This window comes from Chlorobiota bacterium (assembly GCA_016710285.1).
Classification (GTDB): Bacteria; Bacteroidota; Ignavibacteria; order OLB7; family OLB7; genus OLB7.
In genome coordinates this window covers 4256283-4276763 of the sequence record JADJXR010000001.1, presented here as the reverse complement: position 1 = coordinate 4276763, position 20481 = coordinate 4256283, and the positions used below count along the sequence as shown (strand labels likewise).

Genomic DNA, 20481 nt, shown 5'->3' with positions numbered 1-20481 from the left:
ACGATTGATTCCCCCTGTTCTCTTTTTGCTCTGTCACCTCACGGCTAATTTCCCATCTGCCTCAAGCCATCTATGAGCTCCATCAAAGTATCTGCCAACAACGTTCAGTTTATTTGTGGTGCTGTTGAATATCAGAGTGCCTTCAGGCATAAGATTTGGGTTAGGGCGGTGATCAATCCTATTTTCTACCCCTTTAAACACCGAAACCCGGTAGGCGTTGTTGCAGTTCTGCGTTTCCAACGGGATGTCTCCCGAACTATTGTCAGTTCGTGGTTTAGGATTTGGTGCAATTGGCAAATGCTCATAAAGGCCAGTTAATGGAAGGTTAACCGGGGCTGGGCTTGGGGCTTGAGTATTGCCGGCAATAAGCATCCCCTGTGAAATACGTGGGACGTTGTAGATCTGTGCAGGATGCCGATCCGACTGATAAAAATCAAATTTGTCTGTTCCCATTTGGTTCCCAACCGATACCAGCGAACCTACGTATGCTTGGGTTTGATTTGTGTCGAAAACAGCATCACGAATGTTGAAAATTGAATTGCCCACAAATGTTATGGCCATAGGATTCTCATCACATTGTGGCACTTGATCGCCTACAATAAGTACGTGTGATAAATCCTCAAAATGGCATCCATAAACAAAAATCCCGGCCAGCCATTGTCCGATAAATATGCCTTCGCTACGAACAGGAATCGGATTGTTGAACCTATCCCGAAGCTCAATCCCGCGCTCATCCACTTCATTGTTTCTGCTATGGCCCATACTTACCCCAAATAGCTGAATTTGCCCCCAACTCTGATCCGTTCTTTCAAGCGTTTCTGGTGAGCTATCAATAGAGATATGGTAATTATTCCCCACCATTCTGCCGCCAAAAAAACGGATTTGCCCAGTGGCATCGTTATCGGCTTCAATACGGACACCAACATGGCAATTCCCCACGGTAAGGTTATCCAAAATAATATCATATGCTCGTATGATCCGGACACCACGATTAAAATTATGAAGCCGCACGTTTTCCAATCTAACATTGGTCACGTCGCCTGGAATGCGTTTTCCGCTCGGGTCTTCTAATGCTCCTACTCGATTTCCATCTTTATCAAGAAAGCCACCGTTTAAATCTTGGATTTCAATGCCACTAATATCAGGATACCATCCTTCATTATGAGTCCCTTTATTTCTGTCGCGGCCACCTGTCGTGATGTTGTCAAGGACAAGGTCACGGAGTATCACATTCTCAATATATGCCCGGCGGTTATTGTAGCCTGTTGATGTTGGTATATAAGCATTGCGGATCCGAATAAGTGGGGAAGGAAGAGTGTCAGGGCTAGGGATAATTGTTCCTCCCATGCCAATAATTTGCACGTTCCGTTGGGTAATCTCTGCCGTTTGGTTAATAATGTAATAGCCTCCCCGAATTGGATCAGATGCTGAAAGGGTTTTTCCGTCACTCTCAATCTCAGGGTACTCGAAACGATTGATGAATAGGATGTCACCTTCTTGTAAATCAGCAAAAGCTAATTCCAAAGAAGGTAGGTTCTTTTCGTGGATTACAGCACCAGGATTAGGCAAATAACGAGAATCTGAAGCGTATTTGATTCCCGGAACAGTTGGAGCATTCGGTTCGTTTGATTGAAACATGGTACCTCCTGTACAGCAATGGTAGCGATAGATTAGTGGTAGAACGGGTAAGTATATACCTCTTGGCCAGTTTTGATAATTGCGTAGTACGCTCCATGTGGATACCCATGGAAGGGGATGATAATTTGATCGCTGGCTTCTTTGGCATCAGTAGATAGGAGTTTTTTACCTTGTACATCGTACACTTCAATTTGTGTAGGATGGTGTGATTTGTGGTAGTCTATACATAAGCTACCTGAACGAATGGTTAGAATGGGACGTTCTTGATCGCTTCTATCCAGCGGTAAGGATGTTACTTCCGGTTTAACACAACAACGTGTTACTCGTGGCAGTCCGTGCTCATCTTGACCAACTACAGCAAAGCAATATTCTTCATGAATTTTTATAAACATAAAAGAAGTAGTAATAAAAGGGGTTCCGGTACTATACGTAGTAATTATACCTTTGGAATTCATATGAATAAGGCGATTATCCTTGTTTTTCAATCCATAATTGATATAACCAACACAAACCCATGATTCATCTGCTAATGGTTCTGATTCGTAGATATGAGTTCCTTCAAAAGGAGCGGTCGAAGTGAAAATTAGTGAGTAATTCCCTGAATAATCAAAACGGTACACTCCCAACCCAGTAGTGTCGGGACCTCTTCGGAGACTGTCACTGTCAGACCAATATCTTCTGGCTATCAATAGTTCAAAATAATTCTCTCCTATTCTACCTCCAGTAACCATTTCACTTGTCCAGTCTAATTTAATTTGCTGTTGATGTATTGAGCCACTCCCTTCTAAATCAATAATGGCTACTACTGGATCTGTTGGATAATCTGTTCCGAATTCATCAAGTGACATTCCAACTACTCGTACACCCGCAATCACGATTTTGTTGTTTGGAAGTATAAGTGGAGTTACGCCAGAGTAATAGTATAATGGGAGTGAGAAATGGTGAGTACTTATAGAATCTCCATTGCTATTTAACTGTATAGCCATAAGGTCAGAAGTATCTTTTCGTATTTGTCCAAAAGCACATATGCCGCTGTTTCGTTTGGCAATAAACACACGCCTCTCCCAATAGGTAAAGCGATGAATCCAACGTATGTTCCCGTTAAAATCCATTAATCCTGTGAAAATATCAGAAGTATTGTCATATTCACTCTTGGGCTTTATTTTGCCGATAATAAGCATTGTAGAATCGTCAAAGAGAGACGCGTACATGTTATCAATCTCTGGGTATAGTTTTCTCCATAGTAGATTACCATTATGATCTGTTTTAATAAGCAAACCAGAGAACCCTGAGACTGGCGAATAACGATTACCACAAATAAGAAATCCATCTGCAATAGGTAGTGCTGAAGAGGCTGTACCTATTCCCAAGAGCGAATCGGAGTAGGTTTTATCCCAGAGGATATTAAGGTTCTGAGCAAGCGCAGGGGAAGGGGAAAAACCCAGGACCAGAATGAAGGAGATTGCGGATATGATGAGCGTGTTCATGATATTGGAGTTTCATGGTTAACGATGCGCTATGGATGCAAGGCAAACAAGAGAGGGTATTGAACCCTTTGTGAATCAATGACCCTCTCCTTATCAAGATTATCGTTATCATAGTTCGGTTACACCACGTGCCAGAACCCTTGGTACATTGCCCAATCACCAGCGTTGCTAATGGTGCGTATGCCAATACGAAAATCACCACACTCCTTAAGGGTAACTATAAGACTTATTGCGCCAGTGTAGGTCCCTGTCTCCCAGCGGATAACCGGAATCGTGCCTTGAGTATCTCCACGACTGGCTGCATTACCAAGTAAGGATAGTTCAATACTCGTGATTGTAGTACCTCCAACTGTTAATGGAATTGTATTAGCCCACTCACAGCCACCTCGTAGATATACATCATTCCGTAGCGGTGGAGCAAGAAGTGTACTAAGGTTTGCTGTCTTGTGTTCAAAGCCCCATTGTTGAGCATTCGCCACGTTTTGCTGTTGGTCGGTACCTAATGCTGCAACAACGGGGGCGGCAGTTAGACTGAGATGAGGCGTAGAAAGCCATGATGCTGGTGGAGTGGAATACTGAATGCTATCGGCATAGATGCCGGTTTGCGAACCGAAGCCTCCAGTTAAGGTTGCCATAGCAATAAAATTAAGTGGCGATTCTGGTGGAAGATGTGCAAGATCATTCCAACCTTGTACTTCGGCTTCATGTCGGCACGCAAGGTTTAGACGCGAACTGCATGAAAGATCATGCAAAGGAGGGATCAAACTTGCAGTTCTGTTTCCGCAATTGCAGTTTGTCATGGTAATACCTTTAAGAAGTAAGAGTTATGCGGCACCGATGTACTGGACTTCAGTCATCGGAAACTATGAGGAGGGGTTGCTGACAACTTACACTGCGGTGGCGCAAGAAACAATGCGGAATTTGCGGACGGCCAGATATTTCTTGATGCTTCCCCGCTGCTACCCCTCGGCAATTATTCGCCTCACCACTTCGCGATTTCCTTCCAGGATATCATACTTCTCAAGCTCCGTTGTTGGGACCCAGCGGAGCGTTGCAAAGACGTTGTTCTGAATTTCACCTTCCCACATATCCACAAAGAAATACCGCACGCGGTAGGTTTTTCCATCAACCGGGTAATGGGCGATTTCTTCGTGAAATAATCGGCCAATTTCGGTGGTGATGGAAAGCTCCTCGGTCAGTTCGCGGCGCAGTGCTTCTTCGGCGGTTTCACCGGTTTCTACTTTCCCGCCGGGGAATTCCCATTTCAGCGGATAGCTTTTCCCGGGTGGGCGTTGGCAAAGCAACACCGCCGAATCGGCTCCCCGAAGAATTGCCACGGCAACGTCAATAATCACCCATTTCCTCCGGTTGCTTCAAAGCTAAATTTTGCCCCTTTGGCAGGGATAGAAACGTGCGTAATTCCAACCTCCTGCAAGCCATCGCGCAATGCTTCCTGCGCGGTCTGTTCGCCATGAACCAAGAAAACCCGTTGCAGGCGTTCGCGGTTCTGGTGGCCGATAAAATCAACCAGCTCATCATGGTCGGCATGGGCCGATAATCCATTAACCACTTTCACTTCGGCCCGAAGGTTGTACGGCTGCCCCATGATATTCACCACCGGCTCGCGCTCCACAATTTTCCGCCCCAACGTGTGTTCGGCCTGGAATCCGATCACCAGCACGGTGTTTCGCTCCTCCTCGATATGGTTCATTAAATGGTGGACCACCCGCCCGGCTTCCATCATGCCGCTTGCGGAGATGATGACGCAAGGGTGGGGATCATTGTTCAGCCGCTTCGACTCCTCGGCACTGCGTAGATATTGCAGCCCACGGAAGCCAAACGGGTCGGGGTCGGTCAGCAGAAGGTTGGTGACTTCACGGTTGAAGCAATCAAGGTGGGAGCGGTAGATATGGGTGGCATTGATTGCCAGCGGCGAATCCACGTACATCGGCACGCGGGGAAGCTCGCCCCGTTCAAACAGGACGTTCAGCAGATAGACCACATCTTGGGTGCGCCCAACGGCAAAGGCCGGGATAATCACTTTGCCGCCACGCTGTGTGGTTCGGGTGATGGTCTCCTTCAGTGTTTGCATCAGGTTTGGGAACGGCTCGTGGTGGCGTCCGCCGTAGGTGCTTTCGCTGATGAGGACATCAACATCGGGGAGATATTCCGGGTCGCGGAGGATGGGGCGGTTTTTCCGCCCAACGTCGCCGGTGAAGCCAATCTGCAAGGTCTTCCCATGTTCCCGAACGGTAAGCACCACCCCGGCCGAGCCAAGGATATGCCCGGCATCGTAGAACGTTGCTGAAACGTCATGGGTGACGTTGAATTGGCGGCGGTAGGGAACCCCGGCGAAGTGTTCAATCACTTGCAGCGCGTCGTCCATGGTGTAGAGTGGGCCAACGGCTTCGCGCTTTTTTTTCCGGAGGAACGCCGCATCCGATTCCTGGATATGAGCCGAGTCGGGGAGCATGATGGAGCACAGGTCCCGCGTGGCGTGCGTGGCGTAGATGTAGCCGTTGAAAGGCCGTGGATACCGCCCCGAAACAAGCGAGGGGAGGTTGCCAGAATGGTCAATATGCGCGTGCGACAGCACCACGGCATCAATGCTGCTGGGGTCGAACGGCAGGTGGCTGTTGATTTGGAATGCCTCCGAACGGCGGCCCTGGTACATCCCGCAATCAAGCAAGATTCGGCTTCCGTTGGCGGTGGTAAGCAGGTGCATGGACCCGGTGACGGTTTTGGCTGCGCCAAGAAATGTTAGTTCCATGCGGGGAAAATACAGGATTGCAATGGCAACGGAGAAGGGAAGAGAGGGAGGAAGAAGAATTAATTTTTTGTCATTTATGCTTCCCCCGTTGCTATCGGGGGGGCGTTTGTTGTAGATTTCTGCTGTTCAACAACGCTGGCTGGCGCGCACGCCACGCAGCCAACATGCGGGAGTAATTCAGTGGTAGAATGCAAGCTTCCCAAGCTTGACGTCGCGGGTTCGAGTCCCGTCTCCCGCTCCACACACACACGTCAGTCCTTCGTTCTCGTACAGCATCTGCATTGCCAGCCCAACGCGGCAACGCAGCGATGGAATCCAACACTACCAGCCGCCCCCCGGCACTTTTTCGTCACTGTTGACAAAGCAACCGTTTTGTTTTCTGTGGGAGGGGTGTATCCCTGCCACCAGCATGAACGGCCAGCAACAACTTGCAGCCCGATGGCTGCAAGAGGACGGAATTTCGGGAAGAGGGGGGAACGGCAACGCTTCCCAACCAAATCGCGCACGGAAGCCCGGAGCTTACCAGCCGACGCTTGTCCTACACCAATTAACGTTACAGGGGGACCGCACCATGCCAGCCTACGTCTATGTGCTTCGCAGCACGGTAACCGGACAACATTTCATTGGCTCTACCAGCAATTTACAGGATCGCATCTCCCATTATAACCGTACCTCGGGCCGGACCTATCGCCCAGGAGGACCGTGGGAATGCGTGTATGTGGAGGTTTGCGACAAGCTGGAAGATGCCCGCAAGCGGGAACGCCACTTGCGGAGTCTGGACGGAGTTGATGAGAAGATCAAGATACTCTACACCACGGCTGAACGAACGCGGCAGTAGCCACTGCTGCATGGCGTATGCCGTCCGGTTGTACAAATAAAGAATGCTCCCTGAACACATCAGATTGTTCAGGGAGCATCTGTTTTTCTGGCAAGAATTCCCGCCGCTACTCGGAGTAGCGGTGGTCCTCAATCGGGTGCTCGGCAACATGGTCTTCCCGAACCCTTACCACCATGAATTCTTTCCCGTGCGCGTTCAACAGCAAGCGGTTGTGGCTATGCCGTTGGATTGTGCAGCCAAGCTCATCCACCAGCAACCGCCGTGCGTCGTCGAAGTTGATGGTGAACAAGATCATCAAGTTTTGAGGGAGCGAGGACATTGCTGCCTGCTCGGCAGCCGCAGTGTCATCCGTTGCGGGCTCTGGGGTTGTGTCCGCCGGGGCCTCCTTTTTCCGTAGCTGCACCGACTCGGTGGCGGCGCGCAGCAGCGTGCGCGGGCGGTCCACACCCACCATCTGCAATGCCATTTCGGCCTCAACGCTGGAGGCATCACGGACTTCGTAGGAAAGGATCCGCAGATCCACCTGGCGGTCGCCGGTGATGGGGATCGTGATGAAGGGGAAGGTGATTTTCCGAAGCTCCTTCAAGAAATTGCTGAACTCCTTGTCCTCAATTTCCTCAATGGCAACATGAGCTCGGTGGCCCAGTTGTTTCAGCTCCTCCAAATCCCGCTGCGCGTTTGGCGAAGAAGAAATAAGCTCCGTGACGTTGATATGAACCATGGTGTCGGGGGTGTTGTTCCCCAGCCAATTCCGGAAAACACCGATTGGCGCAAGGGTGTCGCGGAAGTAGCCGTTGTAGTTCCATCCCGCAAGGCAGCGGTCCAGGAATGATAGCGCATCGCCGACACGCACTTGGAAATAATACTTCCCGCCATCGGTATGGAACACCGATTGCGGCGTGGCAGCCACTAGCGCCCATGCAAACGGAACGCTTTGCCGCTGCGTTGCTACGGCTTTGTCAATGTCGGCTGGTTGATTTGGCGAGAGGATCAGATAGGAATGTGCAAGCATATCCAACGTGGTTGTTTAAGTGGACACTGAAGTGGGGCGCAATATACTTCAGCAGCGGACATTGAGTAATCGTTAATTTCACCTTACGGGAGATTTTATGAAGTAATTTTGCGGCAATCTTTACCCGATGAAGCGATACCGATGAACGAAGTACTGGGCGACCCCCAAACCGATCCGATGGATACCGCAGCCGGTGCCGAAGCCAGCCGCATGGACGAGCGCTCGATGCGCAACGCGGTGCTGCTGTTTGGTGGGCTGATTCTTTGCGGCTTCCTATTTGTTGGAATTGGCCCCAATGATTCCGACCAAAACAGCATGGTGGCCAATCCCTTGCCTAGCTCAGCACCGAAAGGTTCCGGCATTCAGCTCTCCGGCTTGGTCATGTCCCACGCCCGGTATCTGGACACCATCTACACCACCGACTCGGCCTATCTGGAGATTAACCTGCGGAAGCAGCGTGTGCAGTTGCACCGCCGCAGTGGGGGCCCGGTCAGCTTCCCGGTCTCAACCGGCAACCCGTACATCAGCGAAGGAATGGCCACCCCGGCGGGGGTGTTTACCGTGCAGAATAAAACGCCAATGGCCATTAGCAAGCAGTTCAACGATGCGAAACTCCATTGGTGGATCGGTATTCAGGGGGGCGTTGGATTCCACGGGCTGGATGGAAATGGATATTACTGGAACTTGGGGGTCCGCCCTTCCTCCCACGGCTGCGTTCGGATGGCGCGCGAGGATATTGCCCAGCTGTACAAAATGGTCCGCCCGGGGATGCTGATTCTGGTGCACGGTGGCTCGCCTGGAAGAATCGTAGAATTCTGCGCCCCGAACGACACCGCCGGCGCAACGGTGATTGACTCGGCCAGCGTCTATTCTCGCAATCTTGGTTTGCGCAGGCTTCGCACAATCTTGGATGCCGACGCTTGGATTGACCCGCAGCCACGCATCGTTCACCTTGCCGGGCAACGGCTCCGCTGGGGAATGCCGATGGTGGAATCCACAGCGATCCCAAAACAGAAAATCCCCACCTACCAGTTCCGCAGTGCCGAGCTTGCCCAGCCCCACGAAGCCGCACGCCAGGACCGGACGCTGCAAACCATCACCTCCCGCTGGAGCCTTACGGTCCAACGCTATCTTGACTCGCTGGAACAGGTGGAGAAGAAGCGATGGAACGAAGAGCAAAAGGCGGACCCCGTGCTGTAAATTTCCCTTTTCTTGTCAGGGAGGAGCTGCGTAGGTTGTCCCATCAACAACGTTCTGCTTGGTTCATTCAACAGCATCTCCTTCCCATGATGAAATCATTCTTGGCTGCTGCAATTGCCGCTGCTGCAATCGCTGGTTTTGCCGGATGCGGCAGCGGCGATGACCCCGCATCACCAACTACCCCAACCGACACTATCAGCAAGGTTCCGCCGGTGGCTTCGTTCACGCTGCTGCAAACGGAGTTGTTTACCAAAAGCTGTGCTATTTCTGGATGCCATGCCGGCACCATGCCAACCGGGGGGCTATCGCTGAATCCGGAGGTGGCGTGGAAAAACCTTGTGGGAATCGTTCCAGAAAACGAGGCCGCCGCTGCCGAGGGGTTTCAGCGGGTGATGCCAGGGCAGCCAGAGCGGAGCTTCCTGCTGAAAAAACTGAGCGGGGAGCTTGGTCCAAACCACGGCGCACGAATGCCGCTGGGGTCGGCAGCGTTGGACAGCGGGAAGTTGGAGTTTATCCGCCAGTGGATTGCTGCTGGCGCGCCCGACACCGGGGTGGTTGCCAACGCGCAATTGCTGGCCGGAGGGAGCAGTGAATTCATCCCGCTTCCGGCACCTGTATCGGGATTCCAGCTTCATCTTCTTCCATTCGACATCCCCGCCAACAGCAACCGCGAAATCTTTGTCACGCAGAATTCCCCGCTTGCTTCCGGCACCTACGTTTCCGGCTACGACGTAAAGATGCGGAACAACAGCCATCACTTTATCCTGTACACCTACCCAAAAGGAACCACCAGCTTCCCCGCGATTGGAAAAGTGAGGGAGTTAGGGAAGGATATGGATGAGTTCTTCAGCAAGCGGATATTCTTCCTTGGCTCGCAGACGGCAAACGATAGCTACCGATTCCCGCCAGGGGTGGCGTTGCAGCTTCCGGCAAACACCGTGTTCGATTTGAACTCCCACTACGTGAACCCCAACCAAACGATTGCCCAGGGGGAAGTGTATGTGAACTTGCACACCACCACCACGGTGCAACGGGTGGCGCAGGTGCTGTTTGCCAGCCAAACGGATATCTCCCTTCCGCCATATCAAACCACCACAGTGAAGGATAGCATCCAGTCGCCATTGAACGCCGATATTTTTATGCTGACTTCCCACATGCACAAGCATGGGCAGCAGTTCAAGGCGTACATCCGCCGATTGAATGGGAAGGAGGAGCTGATCTACCAAAGCACCGATTGGCATCTGCCGGCGGTGAAGACGTACGACGCACCGCTCCGAATCCAGAAAGGGGAGTGGCTGCGGTGGGAGGCCACCTACTTTAACGACACCGACAAAGTGATCCGCTACGGCAACACCAGCGAGGATGAGATGTGCATCATCACCGGGTACTTTGCAATGGCCCAGTAATCGCAAGCAAGGGAAGTCGCAAAGAAAGGGCACGCAACAAAGAAAGGGTGAGTAGGGAAGGGGATCACACCCCTTGTTCCTGCTCACCCTCTGATTTTTTGGGGGATGCTCTTACTTGTTCTGAATCGTGGGGTCCGGCATTGTGGAGTTCGGCACCTTGCTCTCCTGCCCGCGCAGAACCGGCGGCTGCTGCGATTGGCTTGGTTGCTTCTGTTCCCCCTGCGCCGCTGGTTGCCCCTTCGGGTTCTTCGCCCGGGCTGGTGGCGGCGTGGCAGCGGGGGGGGCAGCCGGTTGCTCAACCGTGGCGCGTTCGGTTGCTTGCTGTTGGGAATTCACCGCTGGTGGGGGCTGGTGCAATTGCGGCGGAGCGGGGGGGATTGCCTGCGGAGCCGTTTGCACTGCCGGGGCCGGATTGGTCGCTTCTTGGCTATCCCCGGGGGAAGCAAGCCAGATGATTCCGCCAACCACCCCGATTGCTGCCACCGCGCCAACAATCATCTTCCCAAGCCATGCCCCTTGCGATGCCGCCCCTGCGCCACCACCATGCGTGCCGCCCGATGCGCCGCCATCGGCAGCGGGCGTTGCGGCGGCAAGTGCCAGCATTTTTTTGCGGGTCAGCGCGTGGTTATCGGGAATGCTGTTGCGGTCGGCACGGAGTGTTTCTTCAATCCGTTGCTCGGCGGCAATCGCCCGCGCAGTTTCGGGATCGGAGGCGGCTTCGGCCAGAAATTGCTGTTGCTCGGCGGGGGGCATTTCGCCAAACAGATAGCGGTCAAGTTGTTCGTTCGTAGCCTTGTTCATCCGTTCTTCTCCTGTGGCTGGGCATTGGTTGCTGCTGGTGTGTGGGGCGTTGGGTTTTGTTCGGTCATTGAAAGGATCATGGTTCGTAGCTGTGCGCGTGCCCGCGATGCGCGCATCCTGACGGCATCCACCGATTTCCCCATCATCTCCGCAATCTCATCAAAACGGTATCCGCTGTAGGTGTACAAAATCAAGACTTCCCGCATCTCCAACGGCAATTTGTTCAAACAGATCACCACCAGCTCTTCAAGCTCCGATTGCTCACGCATCTGGACGGTGGGGAGTTTGTACTCCTGAACGTCGTCAATCGGGGTCAGTTTTTTTGTGTCGCGCAGGTGGTTCAGGCTAAGGTTCCGCGTGATCCGAAGCAGGAATCCGGTGGGGTTCAGCACGTGCTGCGGGTTCTTCCGCATCCGTATCACCCGCTCCCACACTTCTTGGACGATGTCCTCGGCTTGGTCGGGGCTCCCCACCAACTTCAGGCAGTAGAGGTACAGGCGGTGGTGGTGGCGGTCGAACAGTTCGGCAAAGGCGCGGTCGTCCCCGGCAAGGAATTGGTCGAACAGTTGTGCCTCTGGATTGGAAGGGGGCATGGCTCGTAGCTCGGATATGGAATCCGTTCCTGATGAAATCGCCCTGTTCGGCAAAGCAAGCGTCATCGTTCCCATCGGCTTGGTTGGATATGAAATGGAAGCAAGTGCTGTGGGGCAACGACACCACGCTTCCGGCAATCATAACACCTTCATAACACCATCCAACAGAAACGGTTCCCCTGCGGCCTGGGGCCGGCTTTATGCCGAGCGGGTCAGCGCAAACTCAACAAACGCCAGCAAGGACCGTTTTGCCTCGCTGTCGCGGAAGTTGGCGATGCTGGCGCGCGCGCGTTCGCAGTACTCAACCGCTGTTCGTTCGGCATAGACAAGTCCGCCGTACTGCGTCACGAACTGGCGCACCGTTTCGGTTCGCGCCCGCGATTCTTCTCCGTTTTTTATCAAACTCAAGATTTTTTTTGCCTCCTTCCGCGGGGCGTTGTTCATCGAGTAGATCAGCGGTAAGGTGAGTTTTTTCTCCTTAAGATCGTTGCCGGTTGGCTTGCCAATGGCGGCATCGGTGCTGACGTAGTCGAAGATGTCGTCCCGAATCTGGAAGGCAATGCCCACCATCTCGCCGTAGGTGCGAAGCGCGTGGTGGGCGGCGGGGTCGTCGGTGGCGCTTCGTGCGCCAAGCTCGCAGCAGGTGCTGATAAGCGATGCGGTTTTATCGCTGATGATCTTGAAATACTCCTCCTCCTTGATGTCCAGCTTCCGCGATTTTTGGATTTGCAGCAACTCACCTTCGCTCATGCGGCGAACCGCTTCGCTGGTGACCCCCAAGAACTCATACTCCTTGTTTTCCACCGCCACCAGCAGCCCTCGCGACAGCAAGTAATCGCCAACCAGCACCGCCACTTTGTTTTTCCAGACGGCGTTGATGCTGGGGAAACCGCGGCGTTCGTCGGCCTCGTCCACAACGTCATCGTGGACCAGGGTGGCGGTGTGAAGAAGCTCCACCATCGTGGCCCCCACGTAGGCCCTGCGGGTGGTCCCTCCGGCGACCTCGGCCGAAAGGAGCACCAGGATCGGGCGGACCTGTTTCCCTTTCTGCCGCAGGATGTAGCGAACCACCGTGTCAAGCAACAGCATCTTGCTGTTCATTGACTCGCGGAAGAACTTGCGAAACTCCTTTAAGTGGGGTTCTATTGGGCGTGAAATTGTAGAAAGGTCCATACTGGAATGGCTCGTCGGTTGAACTCAGGGTTGGGGGGATTCGGTTTGTTCAAGCTGTGCGGCCTCGTCGCGCTGCCGCTTGGCTGTTTTGGAAACAAGGATGCTGATCTCGTACAAGGCATAGAGCGGAACGGCAAGCAGCATCTGGTTGATCGGGTCCGGCGTGGGGGTGATAATGGCCGCCAGAATAAGGATCACCACAACCCCATGCCGCCGGTATTTCCGCAGCATTCCCGGGTTGATGATGCCGAATCGAGAGAGGGCGTAGCTCAGCATCGGCATCTCGAACACAGCACCGCAGGCAAGGCAAAAACCGAGCACAAAACTGAAGTAGGAGCTAACAGCAAACTGATTCTCGATGTTCCCCCATTTGATGGTGCTGGTGAACCCAAGCGATGTTGGAACCATGATGAAATACGCAAACGAAACCCCCAGCAAGAAGCAGAAGACCGTTGCCACGGTAATCCATCCCACATACCGTTGCTCCTTTGGATACAGCCCGGGGCGGATGAACCCCCACAGTTGCCACAGGATAAAGGGGATGGAAAGGATCAGCCCGCTGAAAACGCTTACTTGAATGGCAAGGGTGAATTGGCCCATCACCTCAAGGTTCTGCAGCTTGATCCCAAGCCGGGTGGCGGGTGCAAGCAGAACATCGCTCATCAGGAAGTCAAGAAAAATCCCGCACAGGGCGGACATCACCACAAGGGCAATCACGGCTTTGAAAATACGGCCACGCAGTTCTTCCAAATGGTCGAAGAACCCCATTTCGTGGCGAACTTCTTCGCCGCTGCCATTCTGCAGCGATTGCTGCGGCTGCGCTGACTGGGGGACGGCGGATGGATCCCACTCCGCCGGCGGCAGCGATTCCCGAAACGCGGTCTGCGCGGCGGCATCGGCCTCCAATTGGATCGGCTTCTGATTGTCGGGGGGGATGCTCTGTGGATCCATCGGTCGTTGGTTCTTTTCGGGATTGTGTTGTTGGCCCTTGCTTCGCCGCCCGTTGTTGCTTAGGCCGCAAGCTCTTCCGGCAAAGCAGGACGCGCTCCGGCGTCCGCAAGTGCATCGGGATAAAGGGGGAAGGCGGCGCAGAACTCCTGGACCTCACCATTCACCGTGGCTTGAAGCTCGGTGTTGGTGATGTTGCTTAGCACACGGTCAATAAACTCGGCAATCTGCTCCATCTGCGCTTCTTTCATTCCGCGTGTGGTCATTGCCGGCGCGCCCAACCGGATTCCGGAGGTAATCAGCGGCGACTTGTCGTCGAACGGGACGGCGTTCTTGTTGCAGGTGATTCCGGCGTGGTCCAGGGCGTTCTCGGCAGCTTTTCCGGTAAGCCCTTTGTTCCGCAAGTCAATCAGCATCAAGTGGTTGTCGGTGCCGTTCGAGACGACGTTGTAGCCCCGGTTCATCAGCGATTGCGCCAGTGCGGCGGCGTTGGCAATCACCTGTTGGGCGTAGGTGCGGAAGTCGTCGCGCAGGCATTCGCCAAAGGCAACGGCTTTTGCGGCAATCACGTGCATCAGCGGGCCGCCCTGGATTCCGGGCATCACCCAGCTGTCAATAATTTCCGACATCATCTTCGTCCGCCCCGATTTTGGCGCGACAATGCCGAACGGATTTTCAAAATCTTTCCCCATCAGAATCACCCCGCCCCGCGGGCCCCGCAGCGTTTTGTGGGTGGTGCTGGTGACAACGTGGCAATGCTCAATCGGGGAGTCCAGCAGCCCTTTGGCAATCAGCCCAGCGGGGTGGGCAATGTCGGCCATCAGGAACGCGCCAACCTCGCGGGCAATCTCGCCAAACGCCGCGTAGTTGATGTTCCGGCTGTAGGCCGACGCGCCAACGGTGATCATCTTCGGCTTATGTTGGCGGGCTGCGTCGCGCACAGCATCGTAATCAATCAGCCCCGTTGCCGGGTCCACGCCGTAGGCCACGAAGTTGTAGAACTTGCCGGAGAAGTTCACCGGCGAGCCGTGGGTCAGGTGGCCGCCGTGCGAAAGGTTCATCCCAAGAACCGTGTCGCCGTGGTTCAGAAATGAAAAATAGGTGGCCATGTTTGCCGACGAACCGGAGTGAGGTTGCACGTTGGCATACTCCGCGCCGAACAGTGCGCGGGCACGCGCTTGGGCCAGCGATTCGGCAACATCAACCCATTCGCATCCGCCGTAGTACCGCTTGCCTGGGTAGCCTTCGGCGTACTTGTTCGTCAGCACGGAACCTTGCGCCTGCAGCACCGCCGGGCTAACAAAATTCTCGCTGGCAATCAGCTCAATTTTGTCGTTCTGCCGGTACAGTTCTCCGGTTAGCGCAGCGAACAATTCGGGGTCTTGGTTGCGAAGCGTTGAGTTCATGAAGGCAAAGGTTGTTGAAGTTGGAAATTCGTGTTGAAGTTGGTTGGGGAGCGTTGCCGCTTGGAGAGATTAGCACCCGGTCAATCGGTGGATTTTTTCCACGCGGTTGCGGTGGCGTTCGTTATCGGAAGCGGGGGTGGAAAGGAACGCATCAACAATCTGCTGGGCGGTGTCCCAATCAACCAGCCGCTGGCCGATGGTGAGGACGTTGGCATCGTTGTGCTGGCGGGCAAGCTGCGCCATTTCGGCGGTTAGGCAGTTGGCCGCGCGGATCCCCGCCACTTTGTTGGCCACAATGCTTACGCCAATGCCGGAGCCGCACACCAGAATGGCGCAATCGGCTTGGCCGCTTGCGACGGCGTTGGCGGCGGCGGCGGCGTGGTCGGGGTAGTCGGTGGACTCGGTGCTGTTGGTTCCAAAATCAAGCACCGTATCCCCTTGCTGTTGCAGCAACGCCGCAATTTCCTGCTTGTAATTGACCCCGGCATGGTCGGCACCAAGAGCGATTGTGCGGTTCATGGTCTGTTCGATACGTTGACTTAGTGATTGAGCCTGAAGTGGGGTCAAATATAGAAGATATGGGGAACGTGGCAGCCCGCTTGGCGCTGCCAAAGGCCTTACTCTGCAAACCGTTTCGAGATCATCACGTGCCACGTAATCCCGCCGAACTCATAATCGCGGCGGGCGGCGAAATCCAGCCGGAGGTTCTGGCTATCAATCGGGGGGGTAAGGAACAGGCCAAACGCCGCATCCCCCACGCTGCTGAACCCCAACCGAAACCCCAGATCAATCCCCCGATATGGCACACACTCGGCGGCAATGCTTACCGCCGGTTGCTTGCTGAACTGCCCGATTGTTGCCTCCACCGTCCCAATCAAATACTCTTTTGGTGGCCCACTCTCCCTGTGGATTTGTCCGCTGGGGTCGGGGTGCTGCTCCTCAAGTTCGGGTTCGGAAAAGGGGAGAAGGTAGGCCGCGCCAAACCGTCCATGCCACGGGATAACCTCCTTGGGACCATCTTGGTAGCTGGCAATCATTCCCCCCGCCACGTTGCTTAGGCTGGTGCTGATAAACAATCGTTTCTGGAAGGCGATGCTGCCGGAAAGCCCAATCGAATATCCATTTTCTGGCGCGTCAACCCCGCTAACGTCGCGCCGAAGGTAGCGCACCGATGCCCCAACGTTCCCGGGGCCGATATTCAGCCCCGCACCAACCGCAACCGCAAGGTCCTGGCTGGAAAGCTCGCCAAGTTTCTGCCCGGTGTTCGTCCGCCCGGCAATGCCGCCTACCCCGTACCGAGTGATCCCCAATCCAAACCCCGCCACGCCATCAATGGCGTAGCTGCCGCACAGCGTCTGTTGCTGTTGCTGGAATGGGAGCAGGGAAATCGCCGCAGCCACCCCTCCGCCGGTTGTGCGTGCCAATGCCGCGCTGTTGGTAAGCAGTGCGGTTGCGTCGGGGAAGACAACGTGCGACGCCCCGGCCAAGGAGGCTTCGGAAGGAAGGAGCGTGCGTCGGAACGGAGCGCCAGCAAGCCCGCCCGGTTCGGTCTGTGCGGTGGCAACGCACAGCGGCACGCACAGCATCAGAACAATGAGCGGAATGGCTTGGTGGAAGAACATAGAAGAGCAAGGAACGATGCTGGCAGAAGGCTTAGCGCGCAATCAGCACCTTCTTGGTGATTCGCTGGTCGCCGGCTTCCAGCACCACCAGATAGGGCCCGTTCGGCAGGCCCGTGGTGCGGAACGTGAAGGTGTATTCCCCTTTGGTGACGGAGGTGGTCCCGTTCGTCTCGATCAGCTTCCCGATGATGTTGTAAAACGCCACCCTGATTCGCGGCTGATCCTCGGGAAAGGTGGCGAACAACGTCACCAGCTCATTCTCGGACGATCGCCCAACCGTCGCGGAAATTTCCTTCTTCGGTTCAATCTGCTGGGCAATCTCGCCGGCGGTTGCATGGGTGGTGGCCGGTTTGTTCGCGGCGTGCAGTTCGCCACCAACCAACAGTGCCAGGCCGGCAACAACGGCAAGGAGAATAGAGCGTTTCAACGTTTCAGTATCAGGATTGGTATGGAAGATTGCTCGCCCGAGCTTGATTCAACAACGCAAATATACGTTCCATTGGCCACTACTGCGCCGTCGCTGTTGCGGCCATCCCATTGTTCAACGTTCAGCCCTGCTTCTTTATCACCGCTGCGGAGCAACTGCCGCACCAGTGCCCGCGAGGCATCGTAGATGGTGATGGTGACGCTGCCACGCAACTCCAGATCATAAAAAATCTCGACGATGGATTCCCTACCCCCCAGCATTGGGTTGAAAGGATTTGGTTGGGCGTAGGTTCCAACCTCAATCGGCTCAAGCTCGAACGCCGCACGGCCAAAGGTGCAGCTGGAGGAACCGCTGCCGCAGCAAAGCCGTGCCGTGACGGTTCCGGCAAAATTTCGGGGGAGATTCAGGTCGTAGATTCCTGGGCGGTTGCTCACGGTTTTCACCCCCGCCGCATCGGCAGTGGTGATGGTAAGCTCCACGCTGTCGCAATCGAACAGGTTGGGATTCCAGCGGAGCAGGCGCGCACGTGCGGCCCCCGAGTCTATGGATAGCTGGATCGGTTCCGTCAGCAGTGTGATGGTGTCGGCCACCGACTCCACCCCGGCCAACGACGTATCCACCAGCCGGAACCGCAGCCTTGCGGTCTGTTGCGTGGGGCAGGGGTCAAGGCAGGGGGCGTTAGTTTGGATAAACGCCGTATCCCCCAGGTAGGTGATGGTTGCCGGAACCGCTTCCCAGTCGTTCCCCGATCCCAATGCCCGTTCCAATCGCAAGTTGCTGGCGCAGCGGATCACCGTTTGCGCGGCGATCGCATCCCCGGGCCGGTACTGGCTGCGCGGCAGAACCAGCGGCTTGATTGATGGTCCGGTAATGGTGAAAGAAAGGCTGGTTGCCGAAAGCGTGGGGACCGCGTTATCCTGCAGCAGCAAGGTGTAGCTGCCTGGAAGAAGTTGGCCGGTTGGGAAGGTGAATGTTCCGCTGTCGGTGGCGGGTTTCAGTTCGGCAATCATCACGCTGTCGGTTCCCGTGGATGCGCGAACAATCACCCGCAAGCCTTGCTCGCCGCCGCCAACGCGCCGCGCACCCCAACGGGCGGTTGCCTGTTCCCCTCGGCAATATTCATCCTTGGTGGTGACTTCCCCCAGCGGGTTTTCAATGGCGGTTCCAATCGCGTAGGTGGCGCGTTCGGTGGTGGCCACAATGGTGTTGGTTCCGTTCCCTTGAAGATCCGCAACGGCAACCGCCACAACGCGGGAATCGAGCTTGAAGGCTTTCACTTGGCGGAACCACTGGCGGCGCGAGGCATCAACCGTGCTAAGAAGGACATCGGCATAGCGATTCATTTGCAGCACGATCAGGCTGTCGCTGTGGGCAATGATGATCTCCTGCTTTGCGGTGTCGGCATCGCGAACGATATCGGCAACGGCCATCAGCCGCCCTTTGAAGGGCCAAGCGGTGTAATTCCAAAACACCCGCCCGCCGTTGTTTGGTTCGCGTGCGCCATTGCGTTGGAAGAAGAACAGGTAGTTGCTATCAACGTCGCGCCCATCAAGCTGGCGATAGGCGGCAAGGACTTCGTTCCCGGGGTTGTTGGGATATTCGCCATCAACTCCGGGGTCTTGCTTGGAGGTGTCGTTGCCGTCAACATTTCCGGAAAGGATGGTCCACCCCACATTCTTCACGGTGTTGATGCTGAAAATACCGCGCGACTGATCTACCGGTAACCCATCCTGGGTTAGCAGCAAGGTGATGGAAGGAACGCCCGGGCGATCCTCGCTGAAGTTCGTCGTCACCAAGCGGTATTCGCTGGGGAAGGTGAGTTGGGAGCGGTCCCGCCCGTCGTACATCCGCACGAAGTAGGAGTTGGTTTCCCCCAGGGTGTCGTTCTGGGAAGTCTGGCTGGTAAACCTTCGCGTTTCCACATGAGCAAGCTTGTCGTCAACCTTCAGCCCAATGCCATACATCCGGGTGGTAAGGGTTGGCGTAACCCCTTGTCCGGCAGGGATCACCTGCCCAGCCGGCTCGATAAGCGAGCGGGTGGAGGGGGCAATGTAGGGAATGGCGGAGCTGTCCGTAATCGTGATAGCAGGTGCTTGTGGATAGACCCCTGGAGCAATCGGGAAGCGGTCGGTCTGGACAAAACCGTTGCCGCTGTTGGTGTAGCGATACACCCCGTTCACAATGCTGTCGGGGGTTGATGGCGTGGTGTTCCGGAACTGGTTCTGGCTGGCAATGGCAAATACGGTCGGCTTCCCCTGGACCATAAACGCTGCGGCTGGATACACCCCAGCAATGCGGTTGTAGCTTGGGTCGTTGCTGGCCAGCGTTGGAATGCGGACCGAGAACCCGTTGCGCCCGTTTGGTTGGCTAAGGATTCCGTTTAACTGCGTTTCGCCCCGCTGCTCGCGCTCAATCCCCAATCCTAACAGGTTGGGAACTCCAACACCATTGGGCATTGTTGCTTCGGAATTGAACAGCCCGGTAAGCGTCAGGGTGTAGGGGGTGCTGGGGTCAATGGTTTCGTCATAATTCACCGTGTCGTACATCCTGCCAAACGCATCCAGAAACCGCAGAATGTGCGACCCCGATTCCAGCCCAATAATCTGCTGCTGGTTTGCGCCTTCCTGCCGGACTTTTCCGGCAAGGAGCACCGGTGAATTTTTTAGCGACTCCGTCCGCCAGATAATCTGCAGGTTTGCGGTGTCGGCCAGCTTGGTTGTGGCGGGGTTGTTGCGGGTTCCTTCTGGGGTGCCGTTGGGGTACCACCATGTTGAGGTCAGCGGTTGCGCCCCGGCTTCGGCAAGCGGAAGCAGCAGCAGAACCCAGAAGAGCAGCACCATGGATAAACGAAACGTCAGCACGTGATCGTCGGAATGGGGAGTTAAAGCAACAGTTCGATAAATGGGGGGGCAGCTTGCCCGGTCAGAATCTTTCGTAATATAGCGGCCCCTTTGCTGCAAAGGTACGGGAGTTTCCGAACCATACTTCCCTGAAGTTCGTTGCAGTTCATGGCAAAACGCCATGAAAAAGGGGCGGCGCAATCCGCTCCCGCTCTGCTAACACGCCAACGGAGTGTCTCGTTTCGGAGCCGGGTTGCCGGGGGCGCAGCAACGTACAATCAACAGAAGGTGACACTCAAAGCAATTGCTACGGAAATAAT

18 protein-coding genes and 1 tRNA gene are annotated in these 20481 nt (G+C 55.0%); 4 read left to right on the top strand and 15 right to left on the bottom strand.

Translation table 11 applies throughout. The features are described 5' to 3' along the window. Positions 1–33 precede the first annotated feature (33 nt). The 5 genes from IPM61_16075 to IPM61_16055 form a co-directional block, all read right to left on the bottom strand. A complete protein-coding gene (locus IPM61_16075) occupies positions 34–1638 on the bottom strand; it encodes a hypothetical protein (GenBank protein MBK8912825.1) in 1605 nt (534 codons plus the stop codon). 32 nt (positions 1639–1670) lie between these two features. Further along, positions 1671–3125, bottom strand: coding sequence for a hypothetical protein (locus tag IPM61_16070; GenBank protein ID MBK8912824.1), 1455 nt, complete (start codon positions 3123–3125; stop codon positions 1671–1673). A 119-nt stretch (positions 3126–3244) separates the two neighbouring features. Then, positions 3245–3760 (bottom strand): hypothetical protein, encoded by a 516-nt coding sequence (locus IPM61_16065; GenBank protein ID MBK8912823.1) that lies wholly within the window; start codon positions 3758–3760, stop codon positions 3245–3247. Between the two features lie 324 nt (positions 3761–4084). Further along, positions 4085–4480, bottom strand: coding sequence for a (deoxy)nucleoside triphosphate pyrophosphohydrolase (locus tag IPM61_16060; protein ID MBK8912822.1), 396 nt, complete (start codon positions 4478–4480; stop codon positions 4085–4087). Further along, entirely contained in the window at positions 4477–5895 is a 1419-nt protein-coding gene (locus IPM61_16055) for an MBL fold metallo-hydrolase (protein MBK8912821.1), read from the bottom strand. The genes IPM61_16060 and IPM61_16055 overlap by 4 nt, the downstream gene beginning before the upstream one ends. Before the next feature lie 166 nt (positions 5896–6061). Here IPM61_16055 and IPM61_16050 point away from each other — a divergent pair. Then, positions 6062–6136, top strand: a tRNA-Gly gene (locus IPM61_16050). A gap of 168 nt (positions 6137–6304) precedes the next feature. Continuing rightward, entirely contained in the window at positions 6305–6733 is a 429-nt protein-coding gene (locus tag IPM61_16045) for a GIY-YIG nuclease family protein (protein ID MBK8912820.1), read from the top strand. A 106-nt stretch (positions 6734–6839) separates the two neighbouring features. Here IPM61_16045 and IPM61_16040 read toward each other — a convergent pair whose 3' ends face one another. After that, entirely contained in the window at positions 6840–7745 is a 906-nt protein-coding gene (locus IPM61_16040; GenBank protein MBK8912819.1) for a hypothetical protein, read from the bottom strand. Between the two features lie 141 nt (positions 7746–7886). Here IPM61_16040 and IPM61_16035 point away from each other — a divergent pair, with 141 nt between their 5' ends. Both IPM61_16035 and IPM61_16030 read left to right on the top strand, forming a co-directional pair. Then, positions 7887–8945 carry a L,D-transpeptidase gene (locus IPM61_16035; GenBank protein ID MBK8912818.1) on the top strand — a complete coding sequence of 353 codons (1059 nt, stop codon included), beginning with the start codon at positions 7887–7889 and terminating at the stop codon, positions 8943–8945. Between the two features lie 86 nt (positions 8946–9031). Further along, the gene (locus tag IPM61_16030) at positions 9032–10351 is read left to right on the top strand and encodes a hypothetical protein (GenBank protein MBK8912817.1); all 1320 of its coding nucleotides are present in this window, start codon (positions 9032–9034) and stop codon (positions 10349–10351) included. Between the two features lie 111 nt (positions 10352–10462). Here the strand turns inward: IPM61_16030 and IPM61_16025 are convergent, their stop codons facing one another. The 9 genes from IPM61_16025 to IPM61_15985 form a co-directional block, all read right to left on the bottom strand. Further along, entirely contained in the window at positions 10463–11152 is a 690-nt protein-coding gene (locus tag IPM61_16025; protein ID MBK8912816.1) for a hypothetical protein, read from the bottom strand. Beyond that, complete coding sequence (locus tag IPM61_16020; protein MBK8912815.1) at positions 11149–11745, bottom strand: RNA polymerase sigma factor; 597 nt, start codon at positions 11743–11745, stop codon at positions 11149–11151. Before IPM61_16020 ends, IPM61_16025 begins: the two co-directional genes overlap by 4 nt. A gap of 198 nt (positions 11746–11943) precedes the next feature. Further along, positions 11944–12918, bottom strand: coding sequence for a polyprenyl synthetase family protein (locus IPM61_16015; protein MBK8912814.1), 975 nt, complete (start codon positions 12916–12918; stop codon positions 11944–11946). Between the two features lie 24 nt (positions 12919–12942). After that, positions 12943–13869: a twin-arginine translocase subunit TatC gene (gene tatC / locus IPM61_16010; GenBank protein MBK8912813.1), complete on the bottom strand. Its 927-nt coding sequence runs from the start codon at positions 13867–13869 to the stop codon at positions 12943–12945. 59 nt (positions 13870–13928) lie between these two features. Further along, positions 13929–15272: a serine hydroxymethyltransferase gene (locus IPM61_16005; GenBank protein MBK8912812.1), complete on the bottom strand. Its 1344-nt coding sequence runs from the start codon at positions 15270–15272 to the stop codon at positions 13929–13931. Between the two features lie 69 nt (positions 15273–15341). After that, positions 15342–15791, bottom strand: coding sequence for a ribose 5-phosphate isomerase B (gene rpiB / locus IPM61_16000; GenBank protein ID MBK8912811.1), 450 nt, complete (start codon positions 15789–15791; stop codon positions 15342–15344). 98 nt (positions 15792–15889) lie between these two features. Continuing rightward, positions 15890–16894 carry a hypothetical protein gene (locus tag IPM61_15995; GenBank protein MBK8912810.1) on the bottom strand — a complete coding sequence of 335 codons (1005 nt, stop codon included), beginning with the start codon at positions 16892–16894 and terminating at the stop codon, positions 15890–15892. A 31-nt stretch (positions 16895–16925) separates the two neighbouring features. After that, entirely contained in the window at positions 16926–17321 is a 396-nt protein-coding gene (locus IPM61_15990) for a T9SS type A sorting domain-containing protein (GenBank protein MBK8912809.1), read from the bottom strand. Beyond that, positions 17318–20182 (bottom strand): hypothetical protein, encoded by a 2865-nt coding sequence (locus IPM61_15985; GenBank protein MBK8912808.1) that lies wholly within the window; start codon positions 20180–20182, stop codon positions 17318–17320. The genes IPM61_15990 and IPM61_15985 overlap by 4 nt, the downstream gene beginning before the upstream one ends. Positions 20183–20481: the final 299 nt, after the last annotated feature.